Source organism: Klebsiella sp. GW_Kp182, assembly GCF_040062275.1.
Lineage (GTDB): Bacteria > Pseudomonadota > Gammaproteobacteria > Enterobacterales > Enterobacteriaceae > Klebsiella > Klebsiella michiganensis.
Genome location: NZ_JBEAFQ010000062.1, coordinates 13,601 through 36,373, shown reverse-complemented (window position 1 = coordinate 36,373; position 22,773 = coordinate 13,601). Strand labels below are relative to the sequence as shown.

The following is a 22,773-nucleotide window of genomic DNA, read 5'->3' as shown; positions in this document are numbered from 1 at the left end:
GAGGTTTTGTTGCGGTCTTCTTCCCGGCTCGCGCTGCGCTTAGCCGGGCTACGGGCTCATAGCCGTCTGCGGACCGGTAGCCCGCCTCAGGGGAAGGTGCACAGCATGAGGTTTTGTTGCGGTCTTCTTCCCGGCTCGCGCTGCGCTTAGCCGGGCTACGGGTTTACAGCCGTCTGCGGGCCGGTAGCCCGGGTAAGGCGCGCAGCGCCGCAACCCGGGGAATGCGCCGGGATGAATGCATCGGTGCGGCTTCTTCCCGGCTCGCGCTGCGCTTAGCCGGGCTACGGGTTCATAGCCGTCTGCGCGCCGGTAGCCCGGGTAAGGCGCGTAGCGCCGCAACCCGGGGAATGCGCCGGGATTAATGTATCGGTGCGGCTTCTTCCCGGCTCGCGCTGCGCTTAGCCGGACTACGGGCTCATAGCCGTCTGCGGGTCGGTAGCCCGGGTAAGGCGCGCAGCGCCGCAACCCGGGGCATGGCTGCGCAAGCGTTAGCGCAGCTCGACGCCGCCCTGCACCATGCGCAGCAGGTGCTGCCGGGGCCAGAGCTCGCTAAGCCGCGTCTCTCCCAGCCGTCGCTGCAAATACTCAATATCGTGACGCTGGCGGTCGAGCATCAGGCCGACCACGCTGCCGCTGTGCGCCACGTTAATACCGTATAAATCGCACTCTTCCACCAGCCCCCGCAGCGTATCAAACCCCGGCTTCGGCAGCAGATGCTGGCTGGCGACGGCGCTGAGCGTCGCGGCCTCTCCCATCCGCCGCGGATTATCCGTCTCGCAGGCCAGCTGAACTTTCTCCCAGGCTAGTTGCAGAGACGCGGAGTGGGCGTGCAGCTTTTCAAGCCGGGGAAGGCGGTGGTAATCGGTGGTCAGCAGCGTGGCGGGGCTTTCCAGCACCAGCAGATCGAGCTGCGGCTGGCTGCCGCAGGCAATCTGCGTGGCGGCGGTGTTGTGGTCGAACAGGGTCAGTTGGCGGAACAGGGTGCTGTCGGTGGGCTCCAGGGAGACGCAGAGTCGGGCGAGGGTGGGCTCGTCCAGCGGATGGCCGAGATGATGCGCGGTGGCCACCGCCGTCGCGGCGATATCCGCGGTGCTGCTGGCCATCCCCTTGGCGACCGGAATCGTGGAGCAAATATCGATCCGAATCTCTTTGCCGAGCTCCGCCGGATAGCGCCAGTAGCTCAGCAGCCGGTCGACCATCGCCCGCGCCAGCGGACGTTCATCCGCGCGAGGCGAACCGTAGTCCACCTCGACGGTGCTGTACCAGTCAACGGGGCAGGAGACCAGCTTCTCGCTGCCGAGGATCCAGCCCTGGATGAGTTCACCGCAGGAGGCGGGGCATTGTGCTACGGCCACGTATTCACCTTTTTACCCGTTATACTTCAAGCTACAGGGGCGTTGGCTGCTCTCATTCACCCCAGTCACTTACTTATGTAAGCTCCTGGGGACTCACTTGTTTGCCGCGTTACTCGGCCTGCGGCCTCGCCCCTACGGGGCCAGCGCAAGCGCTGTTCAAAGCACAAGTGCTTTGTCCTGTAACTTGAATTATTTAGGGTAAAGTTTCAGAATTTTAAGCGCATAGTGTCATGCCGATCCCGCTATTACCATGATTCACCGCAACTTGCCGGGCGGCGAGCTCAGGCTGAAACGGTTAACGTCTGCGCTTCGGGAAGCGCCAGGCGCATCACATCGCGGGCAATCATCAGCTCTTCATTGGTATTGATGACCGCCACTTTAACCATCGCATTCTCGGCCTGGATAAAGGTGGCGTTGTGCTGGTTTTTCTCTTCATCGACCGACAGCCCGAGGAAATTCAGGTTATGGCAGATGGCGCTCCTGGCGCGGGCGGAGTTTTCGCCGATGCCGCCGGTAAAGATCAGCGCGTCCAGGCCGCCCATCTGCATAATATAGCTGCCGATGGTGGCGCGGATGCGCTCGGCAAACAGCGAGAGCGCCAGGGCCGCCCGACGATTGCCGCTGTCCGCCGCCTGCTCGACATCGCGATAATCGTGCGACACGCCGGAAACTCCCAGCAGGCCGGACTCGTTATTCAGCAGCTGATTAAGCTGCTCCGGCGTTTGCCCCTCATGCTGCGCCAGCCACGGTAGAATCGACGGATCGATATCGCCGCTGCGGGTGCCCATCATCACGCCGGACTGCGGCGTAAAGCCCATTGAGGTGTTAACCGAGCGCCCGCCTTTGATTGCGCATACGCTGCTGCCGTTGCCGAGATGGCAGCTCACCACGCGCAGGGCGCTCAGCGGCACGCCCAGCGTTTCCGCCAGCGTCGCGCTGACGTACTTATGGCTGGTGCCGTGGAAGCCGTAGCGGCGAATGCCCAGCTCGCTGTAGTAGCGCCAGGGCAGCGGATAGATAAACGCGCGCTCGTCCAGCGTCTGGTGAAAAGCGGTATCAAATACCGCCACCGACGGCGTTTCGGGCAGCAGCTGGCGGAAAACGTTAATGCCCAGCGCGTTGACCGGGTTGTGCAGCGGGGCCAGCTCCGCCAGGCGCTCGATTTCCGCTAAGGTATCATCGGTGACCGGCGTCGAATCTTTAAAGCGCTCTCCGCCGTGCGCCACGCGGTGGCCGACGCCGTCAATATCCTGCAAACTCTGGATAATCCGGTGGTCGAGGAGCTTTTCCAGCAGCAGGGTGACCGCTTCACGGTGATCGGCAATCGGCGCCGTCTCCTGCCATTTTTGCGCCGGCGTTTTGAGGGTCACCTGAGCGTTTGCCATGCCGATACGTTCAATCAATCCCTGGCAGAGCATATCGCCCTGAGGCATCTCCAGCAGCTGGAATTTTAACGATGAGCTGCCGGCATTAATGGCCATTATTTTGTAAGACATAGAGGTTCCTTCGAATTCAGAAAATCCAGCACGGCATCAAGACCCAGATTATTCAGCGCGCTGGTGAAAAAAATCTGCTGCGCCCCTGCCTGCCTGAGCCACTCCTCGATGAGCGATAACCGCTGCGGGTCGGCCAGGTCGGCTTTGGTGACCAGGCCAATCGTCGGGCGGTTCATCGGGGCGGTAAAACCCGGAGAAAACGGCGACCACTGGGCGTCGGCGTTCAGCACCAGAGCGATAACGTCGGCCTCGCAGGCGCTGGTCAGCAGAGCGCTATAAAGGCAGCGGTTCTCCAGATATTCGCCCGGCGTGTCGATGGCCATCGGCGACCATTCAATCGCCTGGGTTTTCTTGTAATGGAGCGCTTCGCCGCGCAGGCCCTGGGTCAGCGAGGTTTTGCCGCACTGGCTGGGGCCGATTAACATCAGACGTTTCATCGCGCTACGTCCGGGTTATTGAGCAGGTAGTAAACTGCATCATCTCGCCCAGGGTGCGCGTCACCTGCTTGAGGGCGTACTCGACGGCGGAAACGTCGCCGGTCAGCACCACGGCGCCGGTAAAGCGGTCAAGAAAACCGATCTCCACCGCGCCGGATTTGGTGGCGATATCGCAGGCGATAATCGACGCCTCGCTGGGCGTGATGGTGAGGATGCCGATGGCGGAAACCGCATCCTGCAGGCCGAGCTTCTTAAAGAGATCTTTCCCGGGGTTGGCTATCAGGTGCGCGAGGGTCACCTGTTTCCCGGGAACGTATTCCTGAATCATGCGATCCGTGGTCGGCTGTCTTTCCATTATCCCTCCACCATCTGTCGCCACATGGCTTCATGCGGGCGCGGGATCACCGAACGGTAAACCAGCAGCCCTTTTTCGCCCGCGCTTTCGCTGGCTACCGTAACCGCGTTGTTGACGTCGGAAACGTCGCCCGCCACCACCATGTAGCATTTACCGCCGATGCCGAAGGCCATATGCACCCGCACCAGCGTGACGTTGGAGGCTTTCACCGCCCGATCGGCGGCGCTGATGCAGGCCGCAACGCTCCAGGTTTCAACGATGCCGACCGCCTGGCGCTTGTCCACGCTGTTCAGGCCGCTGATGGCCGGAAGGACGCTGGGGTGAATATTCGCCAGCACCAGGCTGTCGACGAGCATTTCGCCGGCCTGCGAGGCACCGGTTTCAATAGCCTGCTGGATAGCGCCGATATCCCCGCCGAGCATCAGTAAAAACTTACCCGGGCAGATAGTCTTGCTGACCAGCAGATTGACGTTGGCGCTTTTCAGCATCGCATCGCCGAGTTCCATTCCTTTGGCAATGCTGGTGAGTTCTAAAATTCCTATAGCCTGAGACATGGTTAACCTCTTACCACCGTGATGGCCTGTTCGCTGATGGCCGCAACCACGCCGTCGATGCTGGCGTGAATCGGCGCGCCTAATGCGCCCGCCGGGATATCGGCAACGCATTGCCCGCGCGTAACGCGCTCTCCCACCGCAACGTTCGCTACCGCGCTGGCGCCGATATGCTGGCGCAGCGGCAACGTCACGGTTTCTACTGCCGGTTTGTCCTCCACCAGCGGCGCCTCCTGATACCAGGGGCTCAGCCCCAGTTTGGCGATCAGCCGCTTCACCGGCACCAGGCGATATTTCGCCATCTCATCGGCCGGATAGAGCGGCCCTTCGTAGCGCTGGTTTTGCGCCCGCAGCTCGCGTTTGAGCATGCGGTTGATGCGCATCGGCGAGATCCCCACCGGGCAGGCCACGCTTTCGCAGACGTTGCACTCCGAGCAGGTGAGGGCGCTCAGCAGCAGCTGCGGCGTGGCGGCCTGATGAAAGTTCACCGCCCGCACCAGCAGGTGCGGAGAGAGTTCATGGCCGATCAGATGCCGCGGGCAGAGATCGGTACACAGTCGGCACTGTTCGCAGACGGTACGGGCCACGGAAAGCACCGTGCGCTCATCCTGCATCCGCCGCTGGATAAGCGGATGGCTTTTCGGCAGCACCAGCAGGCCGCCGGTGGTTTTGGTCACCGGGCTATCGAGAGAGGTAATCAGGCCGCCCATCATCGGGCCACCGTTAATAAAACCGGGGTCGTCGACCGTCGCGCCGCCCGCCAGCGCCAGCACTTCGCGCAGCGACATGCCGATGGGGACGGTGACGGTCAGCGGCCGGGCGACCGCGCCGTTAACGGTCAGCGTGCGGCGGGTCACCGCAAACTGCTGCTCAACCGCGCGGGCCATATTGAGGACCGTTTGCACGTTATTCACCACGACCCCGACGCTGGCCGGCAGCGCGGCGGGCGCGACCCGGCGACCGGTAGCCAGCCAGATAGTCAGCACCTCATCGCCTGCGGGATAGACATCGGGCAGAATATGCAGGCGAATACCGGCAGGCAGCAGCGGGGTGAGCGCATCGATAGCCCGGCGGTATTTCTCTTTCAGGGCAATCACCCCTTCGCGCGCGCCGGTTGCCGTCATCGCGTACTGCACGCCGCGGACAAGACGCGCAGCCTGCTGCCACATCAGCTGCTGGTCGACCTTGAGCATCGGTTCGCACTCGGCGGCGTTCACCAGAAAAATCTCTACCTGCGCCTGCAGCTTCACGTGGGCGGGAAACCCCGCGCCCCCCGCGCCGACCACGCCCGCCGCGCGCACGCGCTCGCGGATCTCCTCGGCGCTCCAGGCCATTTCAGCAGCGTTGACGGCGGTACTCATAGCAGCTCCTCCAGCAGTTCCTGAATTTCCCCGGCGCTGGCCGGGCGAGGATTGGTGCGCAGCGTCACGTCAGCCAGCGCGGCCTGCACCATCGCCGGAATACGCGCTGAGTACTGGGATCGTCCCTCTTTCAGCGCGACCGCCAGTGACGGCAGCGCGCAGCGCTGCTTGAGCCGTTCGATTTGCTGGATCAGCGTATTGATCGCCGTCATATCGCTGGCGTCTGCCGGACAAAAGCCGCAGGCTTTGGCCAGCCGCGCGTAGCGTTTTCCGGCGCGCGGATGACCGGCGTTAAAGCGGATAACCGCGGTTAACAGCAGCGCGTTGGCCAGCCCGTGCGGCAGATGAAACTGCCCGCCAAGCTGGTGGGCGATGGCGTGGTTAAGCCCCAGCCCCGCCTGGCTGAACGCCATCCCGGCAAGCGTTGAGGCATTGTGCATTTTCCCGCGCGTTGCTACGCAGTCGCCTTTTTCCACCGCCGTGGGCAGATACTGAAACACCAGCCTGGCGGCTTTTTCCGCCAGCGCGTCGGTAAAGTCGCTGGCGTGCGGAGAGACCCACGCCTCCAGCGCGTGGGTCAGCACGTCCATGCCGGTGTTGGCCGTAATCTGCGGCGGCACGCTGACCACCAGATCCGGGTCAAGGATCGCCATATCGGGATAGAGCGCATTGTCGAACAGCGGATACTTGATGCCTTTATCCGGGTCGCTAATCACGCAGGCGCTGGTCACTTCCGAACCGGTACCGCTGGTGGTTGGTATCGCCACGCAGGTTTCGATATTGATGCCGATCTGCTGGCTGAACCAGACGATGGCTTTCGCCGCGTCCATCGCCGATCCGCCGCCGAAGCCGATGACCACCTGCGGCTGCAGGGCCTGCATTTGCGCAATGCCCTGCACCACGGTATGGATAGTGGGATCCGGGGTTATCTCGCTAAAGACGCTGATGCGGTTATCTGCGGGCAACGCCTGACGCAGGGTTTCCAGCAGCGGCGAGCGCGCAAGAAAGCCATCGCAGATGATCCAGATGTGCTTGTGGGTAAAGCGCCTGAGCACCGCCAGGCTACCCTGACCGCTGTACAACCGCGTTTGTAGTGAGAAAGTCTTCATCGCGACCTCGGTTAGCGAATGGAAAAGCCGTTGGTCAGCACGCAGCGACGGGAGCGGGCAAAGGTGCGCGCCGAGGTTGTCCCTTCACCGGTCGGCGTGGCGATAGTAAAGGTGGTAAAGCCTTCGCCGCCGACGCCAATCCCGGCATAAGAGGGGCCGTTCTTGACGAATATCGAGGTTTGCAGAGTGCGGGCCGCGAGGTTCAGGCGCGACACGTTCTGCGAGTGCATAATGGCGGTATGATGCAGCCCCTCTTCAACCTTCAGCGCCAGCGCCAGCGCGCTATCGAAATCGCTGACTTTCACCACTGGCAGCATCGGCATCAGCTGCTCGCTGGTGACCCACGGATCGTCGGCGTTAACCAGCGCTATCAGCAGACGCGGCGCTTTCGCCGGAACGGCGATGCCGGCCGCTTCCAGCATGGCCGATGGGCTTTTGCCGACCAGTTTTTTATTCGCCTGGCCTTCAGGCAGGCAGGCGGCGCGGAGTTTATCGGTATCGGCAGGGCTCAGCAGCAGCGCGCCGAAGGTTTGCATTTGCTGCACCAGACGTTCGGCGACGCTCTCCACCACAATCAGGCTCTTCTCGGCAATGCAGGGCAGGTTGTAATCGAACGAGGCGCCGTTGATGATATCTTCCGCCGCTTTGACCAGATCCGCCGTTTCATCGACGATGCAGGGCGGATTGCCCGCGCCGGCGCCGATCACTTTCTTACCACTCTTCATGCCCATCGCCACAATGCCGGGGCCGCCGGTAATAGCGAGGACCGCAATGCGCGGATGGGCCATCATCTGCTGGGTGGCTTCAAACGTCGGTTCCGCCACGGTGACCACCAGATTGCGGATGCCGCAGCAGCGGAAGGCAATCTCTTCAATCATGCTAATCAGCTTCAGAGAGACCTTTTTTGCTCCCGGATGCGGGCTGAAATAGACGCTGTTGCCCGCAGCCAGCATGCTGATGCTGTTGTTGATGATGGTTTCCGTCGGGTTGGTGCTCGGCGCGACCGACCCGATAACGCCAAACGGCGAATACTCAAACAGCACCATGCCGCCGTCGCCGGTCAGCGCGGTGGTGGTGAGATCTTCCACGCCCGGCGTGTTGTCCAGCGCAGCCTTGTTTTTCAGTAGCTTATCTTCTTTGTTGCCCATCCCCGTTTCATTGGCGCTCTCTTCCGCCAGCGCGGCCAGCTGCGGCGTCAGCTCCTGACGCATTGCGCTGATGATGGCGCTGCGGGTTTTCAGCGGGCACTGCTGATAACGTAAGAACGCCTGGTGCGCGGCGTCGATAGCCTCGCTGACGGACTGAAAAATCCCTTTGCCCTGCGGCTGCTCCGGCGTTTGCCCCGGGGTTAACTGTTCGCTAAGAATGGTGCGAATAAGGGTTTCGAGTTCAGAAGTATTCATTGATGAGTTCCCACGTTAATGGCCGCGATGGCGGCCAGTGCTATGTCCATGTCCTGCTCAACGCTGCCGCCGCTGATGCCAAGACCCCCGATTAATAAGCCGTCGCGCCACAGGGTGTAACCGCCGCCAAAGGTGACCACTTTTCCCTGTAAGTGCGTTTCGAGGCCATAAAGCGCGGCGCCCGGCTGAACGGCGTCGCTCAGCTCATGGGTCGCCGTTTTCATCGCCACCGCGGTCCAGGCCTTTTTCGGCGCCAGCTCGCTGCTGACCAGCAGAGCGTCCGGCATCCGCCAGGTCACGGTTTCGGTGCCGTGCGCGTCAACGATGCTGATCACCACCGGCACCTTTAGCTGCTGCGCGCGCTCAACGGCGGCGCGGGTGAGCTGGTGCAGATCGTGGAATGAGAGGGCCACGGGCGTCGTCTCCTTGCTGCGGCTCGGCTGGCTGGCGGCCAGATAGCGCCGGCTCACTTCGCGGATGATGTTGTTCTGGTGAGCATCGCTATCTTCCGCGCGCGCCAGGGCGTACAGGCAGTCTGATAAGCGATTGATGTAGCGCATCAGCACCTGGCGCACGTTGACTTCCGCCGCCAGCTCAACCAGCCGGCGTTCGGCCCGGCGGGCCAGCGTGCGGGCAAAATGCAGGCGGCTCGCGGCTTCGCAGCGGCCGGGTAAAATAAAGCTGTGCAGCGGTTCGACGCGGGCCATGGCCCGATCGATAGCGGCTTCCAGAGCGGAAATCTCTTCGCTGCTGATGTAGCGCTGTTTCGGCGACGGCCGTTCGCTGTCGCTGGCCAGTTCTGCGCTAAACCAGAAAATTTGCTGCTGGATAGCTTCGAGCAGGGCGCGGTGGTGTTCATCCGCGGCGGTGCAGGCGCACAGGCTCAGCGCGGCGTTCAGTTCATCCAGCGTGCCGTAGGCTTCAACCCGCGGGTGGGTTTTGCTCACCCGCTGGCCGGTAAAGAGTGAGGTGGTGCCAGCGTCGCCCGTTCGGGTATAAATCGCCATAGTCGCTCCTTAACGTGAAAGCGTATCGACAATGCCGACAACGGCGAGGTCGATGGCCTCGTTTGGCCCGGAAAAAACGTGCCTGGCGCTGGAACCGCCGCTGAGCAGCACCAGCTCGCCAACCCCCGCGCCGACGGAATCCACGGCGACTTCATCGCCGGAGGTCGGCGAGGCGGGGAGCTCGCCATCGGCGCTGACCCGCCGCACCAGCAGCAGCTTTTTGCCGACCAGGGAAGGCGATTTTTGCGTGGAGACAACCGCGCCCGTGACTCGTGCCAGATGCATGATTTACTCCTGCTTAATGAGTTCAATATTCCGCGCCTGCGCCGCGTCGCGCGCCAGCGCGGTCACGAGGCATTTGCGGTGGATAACCAGGCGCCCCTGGCCCAGCGGCGCGACGTCGCGATAGCTCAGCACCGAACCCGCGTGCAGGATCAGCGGCACTCCGCGCTCGTCGGTGAAGTTCACCGGCAGGCGGGCCAGTTTTTTAACCGGGATAACCGGCAGCAGCTGGCGGTGCAGGGTGAGCTGTACGCGGAGGCCAAAAGCCAGCGCGTCGTGAATGTTGCGGGCCGCGGGATCGTCGGTTTCCGCCTCCGTCAGCTGGCCCAGCAGGGGCAGGTCGACGAGCAGAATGCGCAGCGACGCGTGCTGGCAGAACAGACTCCGGCAGTCGGCATCGCGCAATTGCGCCACGCTCAGCGTCGCCGTGCTATGGGCGCGACGCTGCAGCCGGGAGACAATCTCCTCCACGATGCGCTGCAGAACTTCGCCGTTCATCGCGGGCCTACCAGCCGGGCAAAGACCTGCGGGTTATCGGCGCCGGCGGCGTTGGCTTCATCGGTATCGATGTGCATTTCGAGGCGCATATCCGGCGAAACGCGAACCGCCACGTTGTTGAAGATCAGCCCGCGCGCGTCGCCTTCAATGGCCACCGAAACTCTGTCGCCGTGGGCGACCCGCAGGATCAGCGCATCGAGCGGCGACATATGAATATGCCGCTGCGCGACGATAACCCCTGACGCCAGCTCCAGCTCGCCAAAAGGGCTGACCAGGCGGATGCCCGGCGTCCCTTTCAGATCGCCGGACATCCTCAGCGGCGCCGCAACCCCCAGGGTTCGGGCATCGGTACGCGAGATTTCCACCTGGCTTACCGAGCGCAGCGGACCGAGCAGGCGCACATTTTTAAGCCGCCCCTTCGGCCCCACCAGGGTGACGGTTTGCTCCGCGGCGTACTGTCCCGGCTGCAGCAGCGCCTTTTTCTCGCTGATGGGATGGCCGGGGAACAGGCGTTCGTAATCCGCCGCCGACAGGTGGATATGACGATTTGAAACCCCCAGCGGGATGGGGCGTAGCCGCATCTCGTCGAGAACTTTGCTGACCGTTGATTCCAGAAGCTGTTTATCCATTACGCTTCACCTCGCTTGCCGGGATGAATGCAAAGCGAGCGCGGCTCACCCTTCTGGCGTGGACATTTTGGATCGAGGCACAGGTTGCAGCTGACCACGCCGTGTTGCTGGGGAAGCTCTTCTGCTGGCGCTGGTGAAACGACATCTGCCGTCCCTGACGCTTCAGGCTCAGGTTGCATGACGGAGGGCGGGGGAGCCTCCGCGCGCAGGATCCCTTCTCCGGGCCTGGCGATGACTTTGTGGGCCACCAGGCCGTTTCGCTGCTCGGCAAACTGTGCGCCGGTGGTGATGGCCGCCTGCACGGAGGCCACATCACCGGTAATTTTAATCACCGTCCAGCCTGAACCATTGGTCTTTTCGAGGGCGACCAGCGTGATAGAAGCGGATTTCGCCATGATATCGGCGCAGCTGATAGCCAGTGCCAGACCACAAACTTCAAGTAATCCCAGTGATTGCTTCACGCGGTGCTCCTTATTCGCCATCAATCAGGCTGATTTCGGTAAAATGGCCTCAACGTCGCTGTGCGGACGCGGGATCACGTGGCAGGATTTCACCTCGCCCACCGCGCTCGCCGCCGCGCTGCCCGCGTCTACCGCCGCTTTGACCGCGCCGACGTCGCCGCGCACCATCACGGTGACGAGGCCCGAGCCAATTTTTTCGTAGCCGACCAGCTGCACGTTGGCGGATTTCACCATCGCATCGGCGGCCTCAATGGCGCCCACTAACCCTTTTGTTTCAACCAGTCCCAGTGCGTTATTCATCCTGCTGTTCTCCTGTTGCTTCGCTATTCAGATCCCGGAAAGGGATCCCTTTGACCAGCCGTGCCGCGTTATTACCGGTGTTGCGATGGGCCTGACTGTCCTGATGATGCATCAGCGTAAAAAGCGGCGCCGATGCGGGTAAATTCTTGTAGTGCACGACCAGCGTATGGCGGTCGCAGGCGATGCCCACCAGCAGCGGCGAGCTGCGCGCCGCCTGCCAGGCGCTGTCCACGACCTCTCCGGCCGGGTGATGCTGGAGCCGGAAAGGGATACCTTCCTCTTCGATACCCAGCAGCACTTCTCGCCACAGGCCGTCGCAGCCGTCGATGACGGCGATCGCGATGGCCGGGGCGCTGTAATTACCGTTCATGCGCAAACTCCTTATGCCAGGAGAGAATCAGGCCGGTGGCCACCGCGTTTCGGGGGCCCTCGCTGCCGCGAATATTTCCCCGTCCGGCAACCAGGCGGTAGTGCGCCAGCGCATCGGTGACCAGCTGCGGGACTTCGAAATCCAGCGACGAACCGCCGACCAGCACCACGAACGGAATATCGCGAATGTTGCCGGTGGGGCTGACCTGACGCAGCGCGCGCAGGGCGTTGGTGACAAAGACCCGCTCTTTGGCGCTGCGGCGAATGGCGCGTACTTTTTCCAGCGCTAAATCGCCGGGCAGCGGCACCAGTTCGTCCGCTTTCACCACGCAGACGCGGGCGAACACGGCGGGCGGCAGCGGCGTGGAGAAGAACTGCACGCTGCCGTCCTCGTGGCGTAAATGGAACAGGCTTTCCACCTTAGCCAGCGGGTACTTCTTGATCTCTTCCGCCAGATAGCGGTCTTCCAGCCCCAGCTCGCGGGCAATAATCATCGTCACCATGTCGCCTGCGCCGGCGAGGTGGGTGGCGATGATGTCGCCTTTGGGGTTGATGATGGAGGCATCGGTGGAGCCCGCGCCGAGGTCGAGGATCGCCAGCGGTCGGGTGGTGCCCGGCGTGGTCAGCGCCCCCAGGATGGCGGCTTCGGCCTCTGCGCCGCCGATCTGCACGTCGATATTGAGCTTCTGCTCGATTTCGCGGGCGATCATTGCCATCTGCAGGCGATCCGATTTCACCATCGAGGCGATGCCCACGGCCTGCTCCAGCGAGAACTCCCCGGCCAGACCGCCGGTGACGCTCACCGGTACCGAGGTATCAACGGCCAGCAGGTCCTGAATAAATATTTCGCTGCTCGGCTTGTTGGTCAGCTCGGCCATGGTCTGGCGCACGTGTTCCAGCATGCCGCCGATATTGGTTCCCGACTCGCCGGAGACGTTATCGAGCCTGCCGCAGCCGTCGACCGCTTTCATGATGGCTTCGGCGCCGGCGGCAACGTCTACGCGTACGCTACGGCCCTGGGCCAGCAGCTCAAGATTACCGGCGGGTATCGCGCGCGCTTTGACGTCGCCGGATGGCGTTTTGACCACCACGGCGGAACGGTTGCCAATCAGCGCCCGGGCCATCGGGACGATGTTTTTCGTCTCCTCGGGGCTGAGGTTAAAGACGGTGGCGATGCCGTAAGGGTTAGAGAGGGTTTCGATGACCTTCCCCGGTACGGCGACCTCAATCGCCGCCAGCATCCCCAGCGGAATGCGGTCGATGTACAGCACTTCGTCAACGATCGGCAGCGGTTTTTCCAGCCGGTTGCTGACTAGCACGCCATCGTCGCGCTGTAAAATGACGCCGGTAATCTGATACCCGGCGCGCAGGGAAGCGTTAATCACGCTGGCGATATCGGCAAAATCGAACGCCGACGATACCACCAGGATATAGGGCGCGTCCGCCGGGCGGGTTAGCAGCTCCTGCGGCGTAATGGTGATGCCTGTGCCAAGCCCCGCGCCGCCGGGCGTTTTCGGGTTATGGCCGATCATGGTCGATTCGGTGATGATGGTTTCGGTAATGGTTTCCATCGCCACATCGCCAATCACCGGCGTCGCTTCGTTGATGCGGATGAGCGAAATATCGCTGACGGCGATCCCGGCGCCTCTGGCGACGAGGGCGAGCGCCTCCTGAATCCCGAACACGTTACGCAACGTGCCTTTGATTCCGGTGGTTTCCGCCAGCGCGCTGTGGGTGATCGTCAGCGCGCCAGCCTCATCCAGGGTCGCCAGGGCGACTTCCGTCGATGAGTTGCCGATATCAATGCCAGCTATATATCGCATCACATACCCCTGTAATTAATCGTCGCCTTTGAGTTTTTTACGCTCGACGTACAGCGTGGCCGCTTCGCGAACGAAAGCGGCGCAAATCTTCGCCTGATAGCGGCTTTCGAGATCGTCGGCGATCGCCAGCAGCTCCTCTTTCGTCGAGCGATAGGGGCGGAGGGCGTTGTAGATTTCAAGAATGCGATCGTCCGGTACCGCGGTCAGCTCGGCGGCGCGCTCGAAGTTCATCGCCAGCCGGTCGCGGCCCGCGTCTTTGGCAATAGAAGCCTGTAAGCGCAGGGTTTCCGGGGTAATACGCATATCCTGGGCGGTGACTTTATTGCTCAGCACGTTTTCCAGCGTAAAGTCGTCCAGCGTTTTATTGGTGGCGGTTTTCACCCATTCCGGGTGCTTGTTCGCCAGCGGGTAGTCGCTGACCCTGGCGCTACGGGACGCGCCGCCAGCCGCCGGAGCCGCCGCAGGCGCCTCGCCCTGCAGGCTGTTCATGCGGCTCAATACGTCGCGTACCATCGATTCAATTGCGTCGGTATTCATGGAGTTATCCTTTATCAAAGCGCCACGCGCAGTTCCTGCGGGTTTTTGCCCGTCACCACGTACTTGGTCTCTTTAATGTGCAAAATGGCCGATTTCGCCTGGTACTTCGGCCGCGCCATCTGGTCATTCAGCGTCGGGACCGGCTGCGGCGATTCGCGTTTCGCATAGCGGGCGGCGTTTTTGCCGATCTGGCGATAGGTTTCCAGGGTCAGCAGCGGCGCCTGCGGGAACAGCTCCAGGTTAGAGAGCGGCGGCAGCCCCTGCTGGTGGATCACCGTGGTGCCTTTCGACTGGATGCCGATAGAGATGCCGGAGCCGCTCAGGCGATTGCCTTCAACGGCGACGAAGGCCACGTCGGAGGATTTAAAGCAGCGAATCACGCGCGCCTTAATGCCTTCTTCTTCAATACCGGCAATGACTTCGCGCAAAATGCTCTTATGCGGGATGCCGACGATATTAACGGTCTGCGCCAGGCCGAAAGCCGGGCCGACGGCGATAATCACTTCGTCCTGCTGGGTGCCCTGACGCGCTTCGCCCACTTCCGTCAGGAAGCCGTCGCCGGCGGGCGGCGTGGCCTGGGGCGCCGCGGAGGCCGCCGGCGCATTAAACGAGACCGGTTTATCGCTGCCCTTCATCTCGCTGAGCACGTCTTCAATTATCTGGCGCAGCAATTTTTCATTAATTTCCATTTCTCACCCCTTAATCAATCTCGTTGGGATCAAGAGCGCCAGGGATGTTTTTAATCTCTTCCCAGCGTTCGCCCTGCAGGCGATAGCCCGTTGCCGGACCGGCATAGTCGTTGACGTCGTTGACGGCCGACAGCACCTGCCCGTCGCCGACGATAATCGCGGAGGTATGCAGGTAGTCCCCGGTCAGCTTGGCTTTCTGGATGTTGAGCATGTCCTGGGCCACGTCGGTGAATCCGCCCTGCGCCAGCGCTTTCACCACTTCCAGACCGTTGCGGTTTTTATTGATGATTTCCTGGGCGAACTTGATGTCTTCGACGATGTTGCGCTCCGGCATATCTTTCGAACCGTGGGCGTAGGTCGCGGCTTCAACTTCTTCATCGGTAATCGGCGGCAGCCCCATTCCGGCAAACACGGCCTGCAGCGCGCGGGCGGCTTTGTTACGGATGGCGATGACGTCCTCTTCGCGAACCGGACGCAAACCGCCGTCCACCTTCAGGTCGCGCTGGATGACGTTGTAGTCGTCAAAGTCTTCGGCATCTTCGTTGGAGCCGGCGAACATGTTGTCGTAGTTCGGCACCGCGGAATAACCGGAGGAGATAAAGTCGGTGCCCGGCAGGAACTGCATCAGCAGGCGCGCGGTACGACGCATATCGGAGTGGGTGAAGGTCTGGTCGTTACTGGAGGCGCACTCCAGATCCAGCGACGAACAGATCAGGTTTTCCGCCAGCACCGCGCGAATGCCGGAAGGCACCGCAGACGGCACGCCGATGCAGCTGACGGAACCGTTTTGCAGACCCTGTACGCCCGCGGCTTTGGTGATGTAGATGCAGCGCGCTTCCAGATAAAGCATGGATTTGCCTTCGGCGTAGCCCATCTGCACTTCCGAGCCTGAGCCGGAGGTAAAGCGCATTTTCAGCCCGCGAGAGGCGTAGGACGAGGCGAGGAAGCCCTTCGACCACGGCGTGTCGTCGCCGTCGGTAAAGACCGGCTCGGTGCCGTAGACGGAGATGGTTTCGGCGTAGCAGGTGTGGCCCAGCATGCCGAGCTTCAGCTCGGTGGCTTCTTCCAGCGAGCACTGCGTCAGCACGCCCGGACGGCCTACCTGCGAGCCCACCAGCAGCGCGATGGCGTTGAACGGCGCATAGCGCGCTACCGCAACGGTGGTTTCCTGTTCGTCAAATCCGCGCCATGCCCCTTCGGCGGCGTCGGCGGCAATCTGTACCGGGTTATCTTTGACGTTGGTGACGTGCGCCTGCTGGGACGGGGTGCGGCGGGCGCGCATTTTCTGCATCGCCATCATCATCTCGACGACGTTCATATGCGAAACTACTTCGACAATTTTCGCCGGCGTCATCGCGGTGGTCAGCGGGACGATTTCGCTGCGTTTAACGTTCGGATCGCACAGCATGTTGGCCAGCTTGACCGAATCCATCGCCATCACTTCTTCGGCGCGGTTCAGGTTGATACCGTAGCGGGCGATAAAGTGGTCGATCAGGTCAAAATCGCTTACCGGTTTCCCGTCCAGCTCGGTCACCGCGCCGTTAACGATTTTAATCGACGGTTTCGGATCGTTCGGGCTTTCCATCGCGATAAAGCCTTCTTCGATCCACTCCTTAACGAAGCCGTCCTGATTCACAGGGCGTTTCGCCAGTGCTTCAAATCTTTTCGATCTCATGAATCAGCCTCGTGGGTATCAGATGTAGGACGGGCGATCGTTTTTCGGTTCAGCACCGAGGGTCGCAAGGACGGTTTTGCCGATTTCGCGCGCGGAGGTGACCGCCTGGCGGACCGCGCCGGAGTCGCCGGAAATCACCAGAATGGCTTCGTTACTGAAGCTGGTGCCGTGCGCCGGAGAGCTATAGGCCACGACTTCCACGTTGGCTGACTTCAGGGCGGTATCGGCCATCAGTACGCCTACGGAGGCCGGTGCGCCGACGATGATGCCGCAGGCCCGGCCAATCGGCGCGCCGAAGGCTTTTTCCAGCGCGTAGCTGGCGCGAGCGGTGTACTGCAGCTCGATATGCCCGGCTTCGTTGCCGTAAACATCGCCAAAGGTGCGGTCGAGCTCTTTCAGCGCGACTTCGATACCGCGCTTAACGTCGGAAACGTCGTTACCGCCCAAAATAATCAGCGAACCGTGGCCCGCTCCGCCTTTGGTATCGCGCGGCAGCTCAATGCTGACCACTTCGGTATTGGTAGCTTTCACCGCTTCGTCCGCCGCCATAATGTGCGGGCCAGCGCCGGTGCGGGCGCCGAGAATGCCGATGGAGCGATAGCGCTTTTCAAGCTTCATCGCATCCAGCAGGGCGGTATCGACGTTGGCGATAACCAGACCCAGGGTGTCGCCAATGGCGGTCCCGACAAATTCCGTTAAACTGCAGCTTTTTTCTGCCATAGCCGTCTCTCGTATTGGATGGTTTTCAGTAGGGATGGCCTGCTGTTCCGGCGTTGCCACGCGGGCAATCACCTGAGCCATGATCTGTTCCACCAGCTCATTGCTGCTCATTGGCTAATTCCCTTCGGTAAGATTTTTTCTACATCGGTGTGGGGGCGTGGGATGACGTGTACGGCTTTCACTTCACCCACATTACGTGCGGCGGCGGCCCCCGCATCGGTGGCCGCTTTTACCGCGCCAACGTCGCCGCGTACGATGACGGTCACCAGTCCGGAGCCAATCTTTTCGTAGCCCACTAACATCACATTGGCTGACTTAACCATTGCATCAGCGGCCTCTATGGCTGCGGTTAAGCCTTTGGTTTCTACCATTCCTAGTGCTTCTTGTTGCATAAAGACCTCGCATGGAGTGTTCCGATAGTTGGAACTATAAGAAGATGCGAGGAAAAAGAATGGCTGACTTGAATTTGATGGTGAAAAAATAGTGGGTATTGAATAATATAAAATTGCCACATTTAAATTTAATCTATTGATTTTAAGTGTTATTTTTATTTGTTTTTATGTGATTATCTTGTTTTTTATATTCCATATTTACAAATTTGTTCATGACGAATTTAATTTTATCTGCTATGCGAGAAAAACTGATTTGTGATGTTTGTTGGAAAACGATGAGTTGGTTTTAGCAATATTTTTGCATGTCATGGCGATGGCGTAATTGCGAAATCCGCGCGTGAGCAATGCTATTCTGAGTTATTCAATGACAATAATTTGTTATTGATGCCCGAATTTTCCGGGGCCGCCGTCAGCAGGTTGCCAACAATTTGCGGAGCGGAGTTCATATAGTGGGCCCGTTGTACTCTACTGCCAGCAGGAGGTTGGCTGGTCAGGACACGAACTCTGCTAAGAAGGTGTCACCATGAATGATTCGTTAAAAGCGCAATGTACCGCCGAGTTTCTGGGCACCGGGCTGTTTTTGTTTTTCGGCATCGGCTGCCTGAGCGCGTTAAAGGTAGCGGGAGCCAGCCTCGGACTGTGGGAGATATGCATTATCTGGGGTCTGGGGATCTCGCTTGCCGTCTATCTGACGTCGGGAATATCCGGCGGCCATCTCAACCCGGCGGTGACCGTTGCGTTATGGCTATTTGCCTGTTTTCCTGGGCGAAAAGTCTTCCCCTATATTGTCTCCCAGGTCGCGGGCGCCTTCGGCGGCGCGGTGCTGGCCTATGTGCTGTACAGCACTATGTTTACCGAGTTTGAATCCGCCCACCATATCGCTCGCGGCAGCGTTGAGAGCCTGCAGCTGGCGAGTATTTTCAGCACCTACCCGGCGGCCTCGCTGAGCATCTGGCACGCGGCGCTGGTCGAAGTGGTGATCACCTCCATGCTGATGGGAATGATTATGGCGCTGACCGACGACGGCAACGGCGTGCCGAAAGGGCCGCTGGCCCCGCTGCTGATTGGCCTGCTGGTGGCGGTGATTGGCGCGTCAACCGGGCCGCTGACCGGCTTTGCGATGAATCCGGCGCGTGATTTTGGGCCGAAGCTGTTTACGTGGATGGCGGGCTGGGGCGATATCGCGATGACCGGCGGAAGGGATATTCCGTACTTTATTGTGCCGATTATTGCGCCGCTGATCGGCGCCTGCCTCGGCGCGGCCATCTATCGTTATCTGATAGGAAATAACTTACCGTGTAATACCTGTAAATTAGAGGATTAATGCATCCGCTGAAATAGCGAAAAATTTTCATGAACCGGTATCACGAACTGGCCAAAAACGTCTCCCACGGATGGGAGACTTTTGCTATCGTAATATTCTTTTATCGTTGGCGGTAAATGATGATGAAAGGAAGTGAATATTAAAGAAATGTTTTATTTATAACAAAAAATTAACTGAGAGGTTTTATCATGATTTCTGCGAGCACACTGAACTCAGAACTCATTAATAAAATCGCACAGGATTTTGCGCAGGCCACCAGTCTGGCGGTTGTGGTTGTCAATATTCACGGTGATGAAATATCTGAACTGTTTAACTTCACCCCTTTCTGCCAGCTGATGCGCCAGCACCCTCAGCACAGCACCCGCTGCCGGATGAGCGACCGCTGCGGCGGCCTCGAGGCGTCAAAAACCGATCAGCTCTGTATCTACCGCTGCCACGCCGGGTTAACTGATTTTTCCATTCCTCTGGTTATCGCCGGGCACCTTGTGGGCTTCGTGCTATGCGGGCAGGTGCGCTTAAGCAACGATGTAGAACTGGTGGATATCCTCAACGTGGACGACGGCTGGCAGGCGGACCCCGAGCTGCTCAACGCGTTCCGCGACGTGCCGGAGATGGACTACTCCAGAGTGATTGCCTCCGCGGATTTACTGAAGCTGATCGTCGAGAACTGCCTGAAAAAGCAGCTCAACTTTGTGGTGATTAAAGATAATCCCCAGCAGCCGGAACCCGCGCGCGCCAGCCGGGTCGCCAGCCCTCACGACAGCAAAATGAAGAAAGCGCTGCGCTACATTGACGCCCATTTATCCGACGAGCTTCGCCTGGAAGACGTCGCCGCCCACGTTTATCTCAGCCCCTATTACTTCAGTAAGCTATTTAAAAAATATCAGGGTATCGGTTTTAACGCGTGGGTGAACCATCAGCGGATGGTGAGCGCCAAAGAGCTGCTTTGCCACAGCGACTGGAGCATCGCCAGCATTGCGCGGAATTTAGGATTTTCGCAAACCAGCTATTTTTGCAAAGTTTTTCGCCAGGCTTATCAGGTCACTCCGCAGGCCTATCGCCAGCAAATTAACGCCAGATCACAAACTGAGTCATTTTAAATGACAATATTTTGTTATTGCCGATTTTTGATATGCCCTTGTATCTGGCTCATTCTAAAATGAAAATATCTCATTCAGAGCAATAAATTGTCATAGCGCAACAAAATAATAATGAGAGAACGATAAGCTGCACCAGTTTTTATTTATTTGATGGGATAGAGTGATATCCGAAATGGCTTTCAGCGCGCCATCGGCGTAATGAAACGGCCTTGGTAATTAAAAATTAAACACGACGGGAGCCATCCAGCTTCCGTAAGATATTCCGGAAATCATGCGAGCCGGGCAGTCCCGCTCGAATCATGACGGACTAAACCGACAGGCGCCAGGGAAGGGGGTGTGAATCCCCCGCAGCCCCCGCTGCTGTGATGCTGACGAACCCATATTTAGCCACTGATCTGCTTAGCGGATTGGGAAGGATGGGAGAGGACGACGCTAAGCCAGAAGACCTGCCTGTCGGTAATAATCAACAACTTCGGTGGGAAGTGGGTTGCTCAGATGCGTACAGTCGAAAGACTGGGAATGCACGCAGCCCTACCACCCGGCACAGGATCGGGGTATGGCAGCCAGGCAGCACGCATTTATTCTCGCAGGTACCGGCAGCGGTTGTGGTAAAACCACCGTTACGCTTGGTCTGCTCAGCCTGTTGAAGCAGCGCGGTATGCGGGTTCAGCCCTGCAAAGTCGGCCCGGACTACCTCGATACCGGCTGGCACACCGCCGTCAGCGGCGTCGCTTCCCGCAACCTCGACAGCTTTATGCTCCCGGAACCGGTGCTCAATGCGCTGTTTTGCGAACGGATGCAGCGGGCGGATATCGCGGTCATTGAGGGCGTGATGGGACTGTATGACGGCTTCGGTACCGACCCTGGCTACTGCAGCACCGCCGCGATGGCTAAACAGCTCGGCTGTCCGGTCATTTTGCTGGTAGATGGCAAAGCGGTTTCCACCTCTATCGCCGCCACGGTGATGGGATTTCAACACTTCGACCCCAGCCTGAATATCGCCGGCGTTATCGTCAATCGCGTCAACAGCGAATCCCATTATCAGCTTCTCAAAGGCGCCATTGAACGCTATTGCGGGCTGCCGGTGCTCGGCTACGTACCGCGAGTGGAAGGGGTGGCGTTACCTGAACGCCATCTGGGGCTGGTCACCGCCCGCGAGTCGCTGGTCAATCAGCAGCCGTGGCGCGATTTTGCCCAAACGCTGGCGCAAACGCTGGATATTGAACGGCTCCTGGCTCTTAGCCAGCTCACCGCCCTACCCGCCGGGGAGTGGCCCCCGCTGCCGTCGCCCGACGCCGGCGCGGGCCTGACGCTGGCGCTGGCCGACGACGAAGCCTTCAACTTTTACTACCCGGATAACCTTACGCTGCTTGAACGCTGCGGGGTGAATATCGTGCGCTTCAGTCCGCTGCGCGATAGCGAGCTTCCGCCGTGCCAGATGATTTGGCTCGGCGGCGGCTATCCGGAAATTCATGCCGCCGGGCTGGCGGCCAATACGTCGATGCTGGCGCAGCTGCGGGAGGCGCACCGGCGCGGGGTGGCGATTTACGCCGAGTGCGGCGGTTTGATGTATCTCGGCAGCACCCTTGAAGACGCCAGCGGCGACATCTATCCGATGGCCAATCTGATTCCCGGCCACAGCAAGATGGGCAAACGGCTTACCCGCTTTGGCTACTGCGAGGCGCGGGCGATGCGGCAAACGCTGCTGGCGGCGCCCGGCGAAACCCTGCGCGGGCATGAGTTTCACTACTCGGATTTTACCCCTGAGATCCCGGCGGTTCTGGCCTGCCGCAAAGTCCGCGACGGTATGACTCTTCAGCAGTGGTCGGGCGGCTGGCAGGTGGGCAACACGTTCGCCAGCTATCTGCACCTGCACTTTGCGCAGCGTCCCATCATGCTTAACCACTGGCTGGCTGCGGCAAGGAGCGCGCTATGACGCTGCTGGCATGGGGCGTTGCCTGGCTCCTCGATTTTATCATCGGCGATCCGCAGAGCTGGCCGCATCCGGTGCGCTGGATTGGCAACCTGATCGCCGCCGTTCAGCGCGGCGTGCGCCGCTATTGCCGCAGCGATGTCGCCCTGCGCGTCGGCGGCGCCGTGATGTGGCTGGTGGTGGTCGGGCTAACGTGGAGCGTCTGCTGGGGCGTGCTGGCGCTGGCGCGGACGATTCATCCGTGGCTTGGCTGGCTGGTTGAGGTATGGATGATTTTCACCGTGCTGGCCGGACGCTGCCTGGCGCAGTCGGCGCGGGACGTCGAGCGCCCGCTGCGCGCGGGGGATCTGGCGGAAAGCCGTATCAAGCTGTCGTGGATCGTCGGGCGCGACACGTCGCAGCTTGCGCCGCAGCAGATTAATCGCGCGGTGGTGGAAACCGTCGCGGAGAACACCGTCGACGGCATTATCGCGCCGCTCTTCTTTCTGCTGCTGGGCGGCGCGCCGCTGGCGATGGCCTATAAAGCGGTCAACACCCTGGATTCGATGGTCGGCTATAAGCACGAAAAATATCGGGCCATCGGCATGGTCAGCGCCCGCCTCGATGATGTCGCCAACTTTATCCCCGCCCGCCTGAGCTGGCTGCTTATCAGCCTCGCCGCTCTCCTCTGCGGTGAAGCGGGCGGCCGCGCGCTGCGCATCGGCTGGCGCGACCGCTACAACCACAGCAGCCCGAACTGCGGCTGGTCGGAAGCGGCGGTCGCCGGGGCGCTCGGCATCCGGCTTGGCGGCCCTAACGATTACTTTGGACAGCGCGTGGAGAAGCCGTGGATCGGCGACGCGACGCGCGATATTTCCGTAGACGATATTTCCCGAACGATTCGACTGATGTGGGTGTCTTCGACCCTGGCGCTGGCGCTGTTTATGGCGGTCCGGTACTGGCTGGTCGGCGCTGCCTGAGGACAAAT

The 22,773-nt window shown here is 60.4% G+C and carries 26 protein-coding genes and 1 riboswitch; of the genes, 5 read left to right on the top strand and 21 right to left on the bottom strand.

Going from position 1 to position 22,773, the window contains the following annotated elements:
- The first annotated feature begins 116 nt into the window (after nucleotides 1-116).
- Entirely contained in the window at nucleotides 117-362 is a 246-nt protein-coding gene (locus ABLU88_RS25285; protein ID WP_348838402.1) for a hypothetical protein, read from the top strand.
- 126 nt (nucleotides 363-488) lie between these two features.
- Here ABLU88_RS25285 and ABLU88_RS25280 read toward each other — a convergent pair whose 3' ends face one another.
- The 21 genes from ABLU88_RS25280 to pduA form a co-directional block, all read right to left on the bottom strand.
- A complete protein-coding gene (locus ABLU88_RS25280; protein WP_032751078.1) occupies nucleotides 489-1,355 on the bottom strand; it encodes an L-threonine kinase in 867 nt (288 codons plus the stop codon).
- Between the two features lie 281 nt (nucleotides 1,356-1,636).
- On the bottom strand, nucleotides 1,637-2,851 hold the full coding sequence (locus ABLU88_RS25275) for an acetate/propionate family kinase (RefSeq protein ID WP_348838398.1): 1,215 nt from the start codon (nucleotides 2,849-2,851) through the stop codon (nucleotides 1,637-1,639).
- Nucleotides 2,836-3,288, bottom strand: coding sequence for a propanediol utilization protein PduV (pduV, locus tag ABLU88_RS25270; RefSeq protein ID WP_348838395.1), 453 nt, complete (start codon nucleotides 3,286-3,288; stop codon nucleotides 2,836-2,838). The genes ABLU88_RS25275 and pduV overlap by 16 nt, the downstream gene beginning before the upstream one ends.
- Before the next feature lie 4 nt (nucleotides 3,289-3,292).
- Nucleotides 3,293-3,643: a propanediol utilization microcompartment protein PduU gene (gene pduU, locus ABLU88_RS25265; RefSeq protein ID WP_000441103.1), complete on the bottom strand. Its 351-nt coding sequence runs from the start codon at nucleotides 3,641-3,643 to the stop codon at nucleotides 3,293-3,295.
- Nucleotides 3,643-4,197 (bottom strand): propanediol utilization microcompartment protein PduT, encoded by a 555-nt coding sequence (gene pduT / locus ABLU88_RS25260; RefSeq protein WP_014839414.1) that lies wholly within the window; start codon nucleotides 4,195-4,197, stop codon nucleotides 3,643-3,645. The genes pduU and pduT overlap by 1 nt, the downstream gene beginning before the upstream one ends.
- A gap of 2 nt (nucleotides 4,198-4,199) precedes the next feature.
- Nucleotides 4,200-5,555, bottom strand: a complete 1,356-nt coding sequence (pduS, locus tag ABLU88_RS25255) for a cobalamin reductase PduS (protein WP_348838386.1) — start codon at nucleotides 5,553-5,555, stop codon at nucleotides 4,200-4,202.
- Nucleotides 5,552-6,664: a 1-propanol dehydrogenase PduQ gene (gene pduQ / locus ABLU88_RS25250; RefSeq protein ID WP_348838383.1), complete on the bottom strand. Its 1,113-nt coding sequence runs from the start codon at nucleotides 6,662-6,664 to the stop codon at nucleotides 5,552-5,554. Before pduQ ends, pduS begins: the two co-directional genes overlap by 4 nt.
- Nucleotides 6,665-6,675: 11 nt before the next feature.
- Nucleotides 6,676-8,067, bottom strand: coding sequence for a CoA-acylating propionaldehyde dehydrogenase PduP (gene pduP, locus ABLU88_RS25245; RefSeq protein ID WP_025107425.1), 1,392 nt, complete (start codon nucleotides 8,065-8,067; stop codon nucleotides 6,676-6,678).
- Nucleotides 8,064-9,074: a two-domain cob(I)yrinic acid a,c-diamide adenosyltransferase PduO gene (pduO, locus tag ABLU88_RS25240; RefSeq protein ID WP_025107426.1), complete on the bottom strand. Its 1,011-nt coding sequence runs from the start codon at nucleotides 9,072-9,074 to the stop codon at nucleotides 8,064-8,066. Before pduO ends, pduP begins: the two co-directional genes overlap by 4 nt.
- 9 nt (nucleotides 9,075-9,083) lie before the next feature.
- Nucleotides 9,084-9,359 (bottom strand): propanediol utilization microcompartment protein PduN, encoded by a 276-nt coding sequence (pduN, locus tag ABLU88_RS25235; protein WP_004133641.1) that lies wholly within the window; start codon nucleotides 9,357-9,359, stop codon nucleotides 9,084-9,086.
- A gap of 3 nt (nucleotides 9,360-9,362) precedes the next feature.
- A complete protein-coding gene (gene pduM, locus ABLU88_RS25230; protein WP_025107427.1) occupies nucleotides 9,363-9,854 on the bottom strand; it encodes a microcompartment protein PduM in 492 nt (163 codons plus the stop codon).
- Nucleotides 9,851-10,483: a phosphate propanoyltransferase gene (locus tag ABLU88_RS25225; RefSeq protein ID WP_348838378.1), complete on the bottom strand. Its 633-nt coding sequence runs from the start codon at nucleotides 10,481-10,483 to the stop codon at nucleotides 9,851-9,853. The genes pduM and ABLU88_RS25225 overlap by 4 nt, the downstream gene beginning before the upstream one ends.
- Nucleotides 10,483-10,965 carry a BMC domain-containing protein gene (locus ABLU88_RS25220; protein ID WP_086073861.1) on the bottom strand — a complete coding sequence of 161 codons (483 nt, stop codon included), beginning with the start codon at nucleotides 10,963-10,965 and terminating at the stop codon, nucleotides 10,483-10,485. Before ABLU88_RS25220 ends, ABLU88_RS25225 begins: the two co-directional genes overlap by 1 nt.
- 3 nt (nucleotides 10,966-10,968) lie before the next feature.
- Nucleotides 10,969-11,244, bottom strand: coding sequence for a propanediol utilization microcompartment protein PduJ (gene pduJ, locus ABLU88_RS25215; protein WP_004853788.1), 276 nt, complete (start codon nucleotides 11,242-11,244; stop codon nucleotides 10,969-10,971).
- Nucleotides 11,237-11,614 carry a propanediol dehydratase reactivase beta subunit PduH gene (pduH, locus tag ABLU88_RS25210; protein WP_025107428.1) on the bottom strand — a complete coding sequence of 126 codons (378 nt, stop codon included), beginning with the start codon at nucleotides 11,612-11,614 and terminating at the stop codon, nucleotides 11,237-11,239. Before pduH ends, pduJ begins: the two co-directional genes overlap by 8 nt.
- A complete protein-coding gene (pduG, locus tag ABLU88_RS25205; RefSeq protein ID WP_025107429.1) occupies nucleotides 11,604-13,436 on the bottom strand; it encodes a propanediol dehydratase reactivase alpha subunit PduG in 1,833 nt (610 codons plus the stop codon). Before pduG ends, pduH begins: the two co-directional genes overlap by 11 nt.
- 15 nt (nucleotides 13,437-13,451) lie before the next feature.
- Nucleotides 13,452-13,973 (bottom strand): propanediol dehydratase small subunit PduE, encoded by a 522-nt coding sequence (gene pduE / locus ABLU88_RS25200; protein ID WP_004133648.1) that lies wholly within the window; start codon nucleotides 13,971-13,973, stop codon nucleotides 13,452-13,454.
- 14 nt (nucleotides 13,974-13,987) lie between these two features.
- Nucleotides 13,988-14,662, bottom strand: coding sequence for a propanediol dehydratase medium subunit PduD (gene pduD / locus ABLU88_RS25195; protein ID WP_004853784.1), 675 nt, complete (start codon nucleotides 14,660-14,662; stop codon nucleotides 13,988-13,990).
- Nucleotides 14,663-14,672: 10 nt separating this feature from the next.
- Entirely contained in the window at nucleotides 14,673-16,337 is a 1,665-nt protein-coding gene (gene pduC, locus ABLU88_RS25190) for a propanediol dehydratase large subunit PduC (protein ID WP_004105132.1), read from the bottom strand.
- A gap of 18 nt (nucleotides 16,338-16,355) precedes the next feature.
- Complete coding sequence (pduB, locus tag ABLU88_RS25185) at nucleotides 16,356-17,168, bottom strand: propanediol utilization microcompartment protein PduB (RefSeq protein WP_004205485.1); 813 nt, start codon at nucleotides 17,166-17,168, stop codon at nucleotides 16,356-16,358.
- A complete protein-coding gene (gene pduA / locus ABLU88_RS25180) occupies nucleotides 17,165-17,449 on the bottom strand; it encodes a propanediol utilization microcompartment protein PduA (RefSeq protein WP_001183618.1) in 285 nt (94 codons plus the stop codon). Before pduA ends, pduB begins: the two co-directional genes overlap by 4 nt.
- A gap of 523 nt (nucleotides 17,450-17,972) precedes the next feature.
- On the opposite strand from pduA, the gene pduF reads away from it, so the two are divergent.
- From pduF to cbiB, 4 genes are all read left to right on the top strand, one after another.
- Nucleotides 17,973-18,773, top strand: coding sequence for a propanediol diffusion facilitator PduF (gene pduF, locus ABLU88_RS25175; protein WP_004105118.1), 801 nt, complete (start codon nucleotides 17,973-17,975; stop codon nucleotides 18,771-18,773).
- Nucleotides 18,774-18,961: 188 nt separating this feature from the next.
- Complete coding sequence (pocR, locus tag ABLU88_RS25170; RefSeq protein WP_014226637.1) at nucleotides 18,962-19,873, top strand: regulatory protein PocR; 912 nt, start codon at nucleotides 18,962-18,964, stop codon at nucleotides 19,871-19,873.
- A gap of 300 nt (nucleotides 19,874-20,173) precedes the next feature.
- Nucleotides 20,174-20,342: riboswitch (cobalamin riboswitch) on the top strand.
- Between the two features lie 87 nt (nucleotides 20,343-20,429).
- Nucleotides 20,430-21,809, top strand: a complete 1,380-nt coding sequence (locus ABLU88_RS25165; RefSeq protein WP_032751068.1) for a cobyrinate a,c-diamide synthase — start codon at nucleotides 20,430-20,432, stop codon at nucleotides 21,807-21,809.
- On the top strand, nucleotides 21,806-22,765 hold the full coding sequence (gene cbiB, locus ABLU88_RS25160) for an adenosylcobinamide-phosphate synthase CbiB (protein WP_014839404.1): 960 nt from the start codon (nucleotides 21,806-21,808) through the stop codon (nucleotides 22,763-22,765). The genes ABLU88_RS25165 and cbiB overlap by 4 nt, the downstream gene beginning before the upstream one ends.
- The last annotated feature ends 8 nt before the right edge of the window (nucleotides 22,766-22,773 follow it).

What these genes read in the sequence shown, in the direction of transcription:
- ABLU88_RS25225 (WP_348838378.1), bottom strand. Translation starts at nt 10,483, where the DNA reads ATGGATAAACAGCTTCTGGAATCAACGGTCAGCAAAGTTCTCGACGAG.
- pduA (WP_001183618.1), bottom strand. Translation starts at nt 17,449, where the DNA reads ATGCAACAAGAAGCACTAGGAATGGTAGAAACCAAAGGCTTAACCGCA.
- ABLU88_RS25275 (WP_348838398.1), bottom strand. Translation starts at nt 2,851, where the DNA reads ATGTCTTACAAAATAATGGCCATTAATGCCGGCAGCTCATCGTTAAAA.
- pduD (WP_004853784.1), bottom strand. Translation starts at nt 14,662, where the DNA reads ATGGAAATTAATGAAAAATTGCTGCGCCAGATAATTGAAGACGTGCTC.
- ABLU88_RS25220 (WP_086073861.1), bottom strand. Translation starts at nt 10,965, where the DNA reads ATGGCGAATAAGGAGCACCGCGTGAAGCAATCACTGGGATTACTTGAA.
- cbiB (WP_014839404.1), top strand. Translation starts at nt 21,806, where the DNA reads ATGACGCTGCTGGCATGGGGCGTTGCCTGGCTCCTCGATTTTATCATC.
- pduN (WP_004133641.1), bottom strand. Translation starts at nt 9,359, where the DNA reads ATGCATCTGGCACGAGTCACGGGCGCGGTTGTCTCCACGCAAAAATCG.
- pduC (WP_004105132.1), bottom strand. Translation starts at nt 16,337, where the DNA reads ATGAGATCGAAAAGATTTGAAGCACTGGCGAAACGCCCTGTGAATCAG.
- pduM (WP_025107427.1), bottom strand. Translation starts at nt 9,854, where the DNA reads ATGAACGGCGAAGTTCTGCAGCGCATCGTGGAGGAGATTGTCTCCCGG.
- pduG (WP_025107429.1), bottom strand. Translation starts at nt 13,436, where the DNA reads ATGCGATATATAGCTGGCATTGATATCGGCAACTCATCGACGGAAGTC.
- ABLU88_RS25165 (WP_032751068.1), top strand. Translation starts at nt 20,430, where the DNA reads ATGGCAGCCAGGCAGCACGCATTTATTCTCGCAGGTACCGGCAGCGGT.
- pduQ (WP_348838383.1), bottom strand. Translation starts at nt 6,664, where the DNA reads ATGAAGACTTTCTCACTACAAACGCGGTTGTACAGCGGTCAGGGTAGC.
- pocR (WP_014226637.1), top strand. Translation starts at nt 18,962, where the DNA reads ATGATTTCTGCGAGCACACTGAACTCAGAACTCATTAATAAAATCGCA.
- pduV (WP_348838395.1), bottom strand. Translation starts at nt 3,288, where the DNA reads ATGAAACGTCTGATGTTAATCGGCCCCAGCCAGTGCGGCAAAACCTCG.
- pduH (WP_025107428.1), bottom strand. Translation starts at nt 11,614, where the DNA reads ATGAACGGTAATTACAGCGCCCCGGCCATCGCGATCGCCGTCATCGAC.
- pduT (WP_014839414.1), bottom strand. Translation starts at nt 4,197, where the DNA reads ATGTCTCAGGCTATAGGAATTTTAGAACTCACCAGCATTGCCAAAGGA.
- pduB (WP_004205485.1), bottom strand. Translation starts at nt 17,168, where the DNA reads ATGAGCAGCAATGAGCTGGTGGAACAGATCATGGCTCAGGTGATTGCC.
- pduF (WP_004105118.1), top strand. Translation starts at nt 17,973, where the DNA reads ATGAATGATTCGTTAAAAGCGCAATGTACCGCCGAGTTTCTGGGCACC.
- pduU (WP_000441103.1), bottom strand. Translation starts at nt 3,643, where the DNA reads ATGGAAAGACAGCCGACCACGGATCGCATGATTCAGGAATACGTTCCC.
- pduO (WP_025107426.1), bottom strand. Translation starts at nt 9,074, where the DNA reads ATGGCGATTTATACCCGAACGGGCGACGCTGGCACCACCTCACTCTTT.
- pduS (WP_348838386.1), bottom strand. Translation starts at nt 5,555, where the DNA reads ATGAGTACCGCCGTCAACGCTGCTGAAATGGCCTGGAGCGCCGAGGAG.
- pduJ (WP_004853788.1), bottom strand. Translation starts at nt 11,244, where the DNA reads ATGAATAACGCACTGGGACTGGTTGAAACAAAAGGGTTAGTGGGCGCC.
- pduP (WP_025107425.1), bottom strand. Translation starts at nt 8,067, where the DNA reads ATGAATACTTCTGAACTCGAAACCCTTATTCGCACCATTCTTAGCGAA.
- pduE (WP_004133648.1), bottom strand. Translation starts at nt 13,973, where the DNA reads ATGAATACCGACGCAATTGAATCGATGGTACGCGACGTATTGAGCCGC.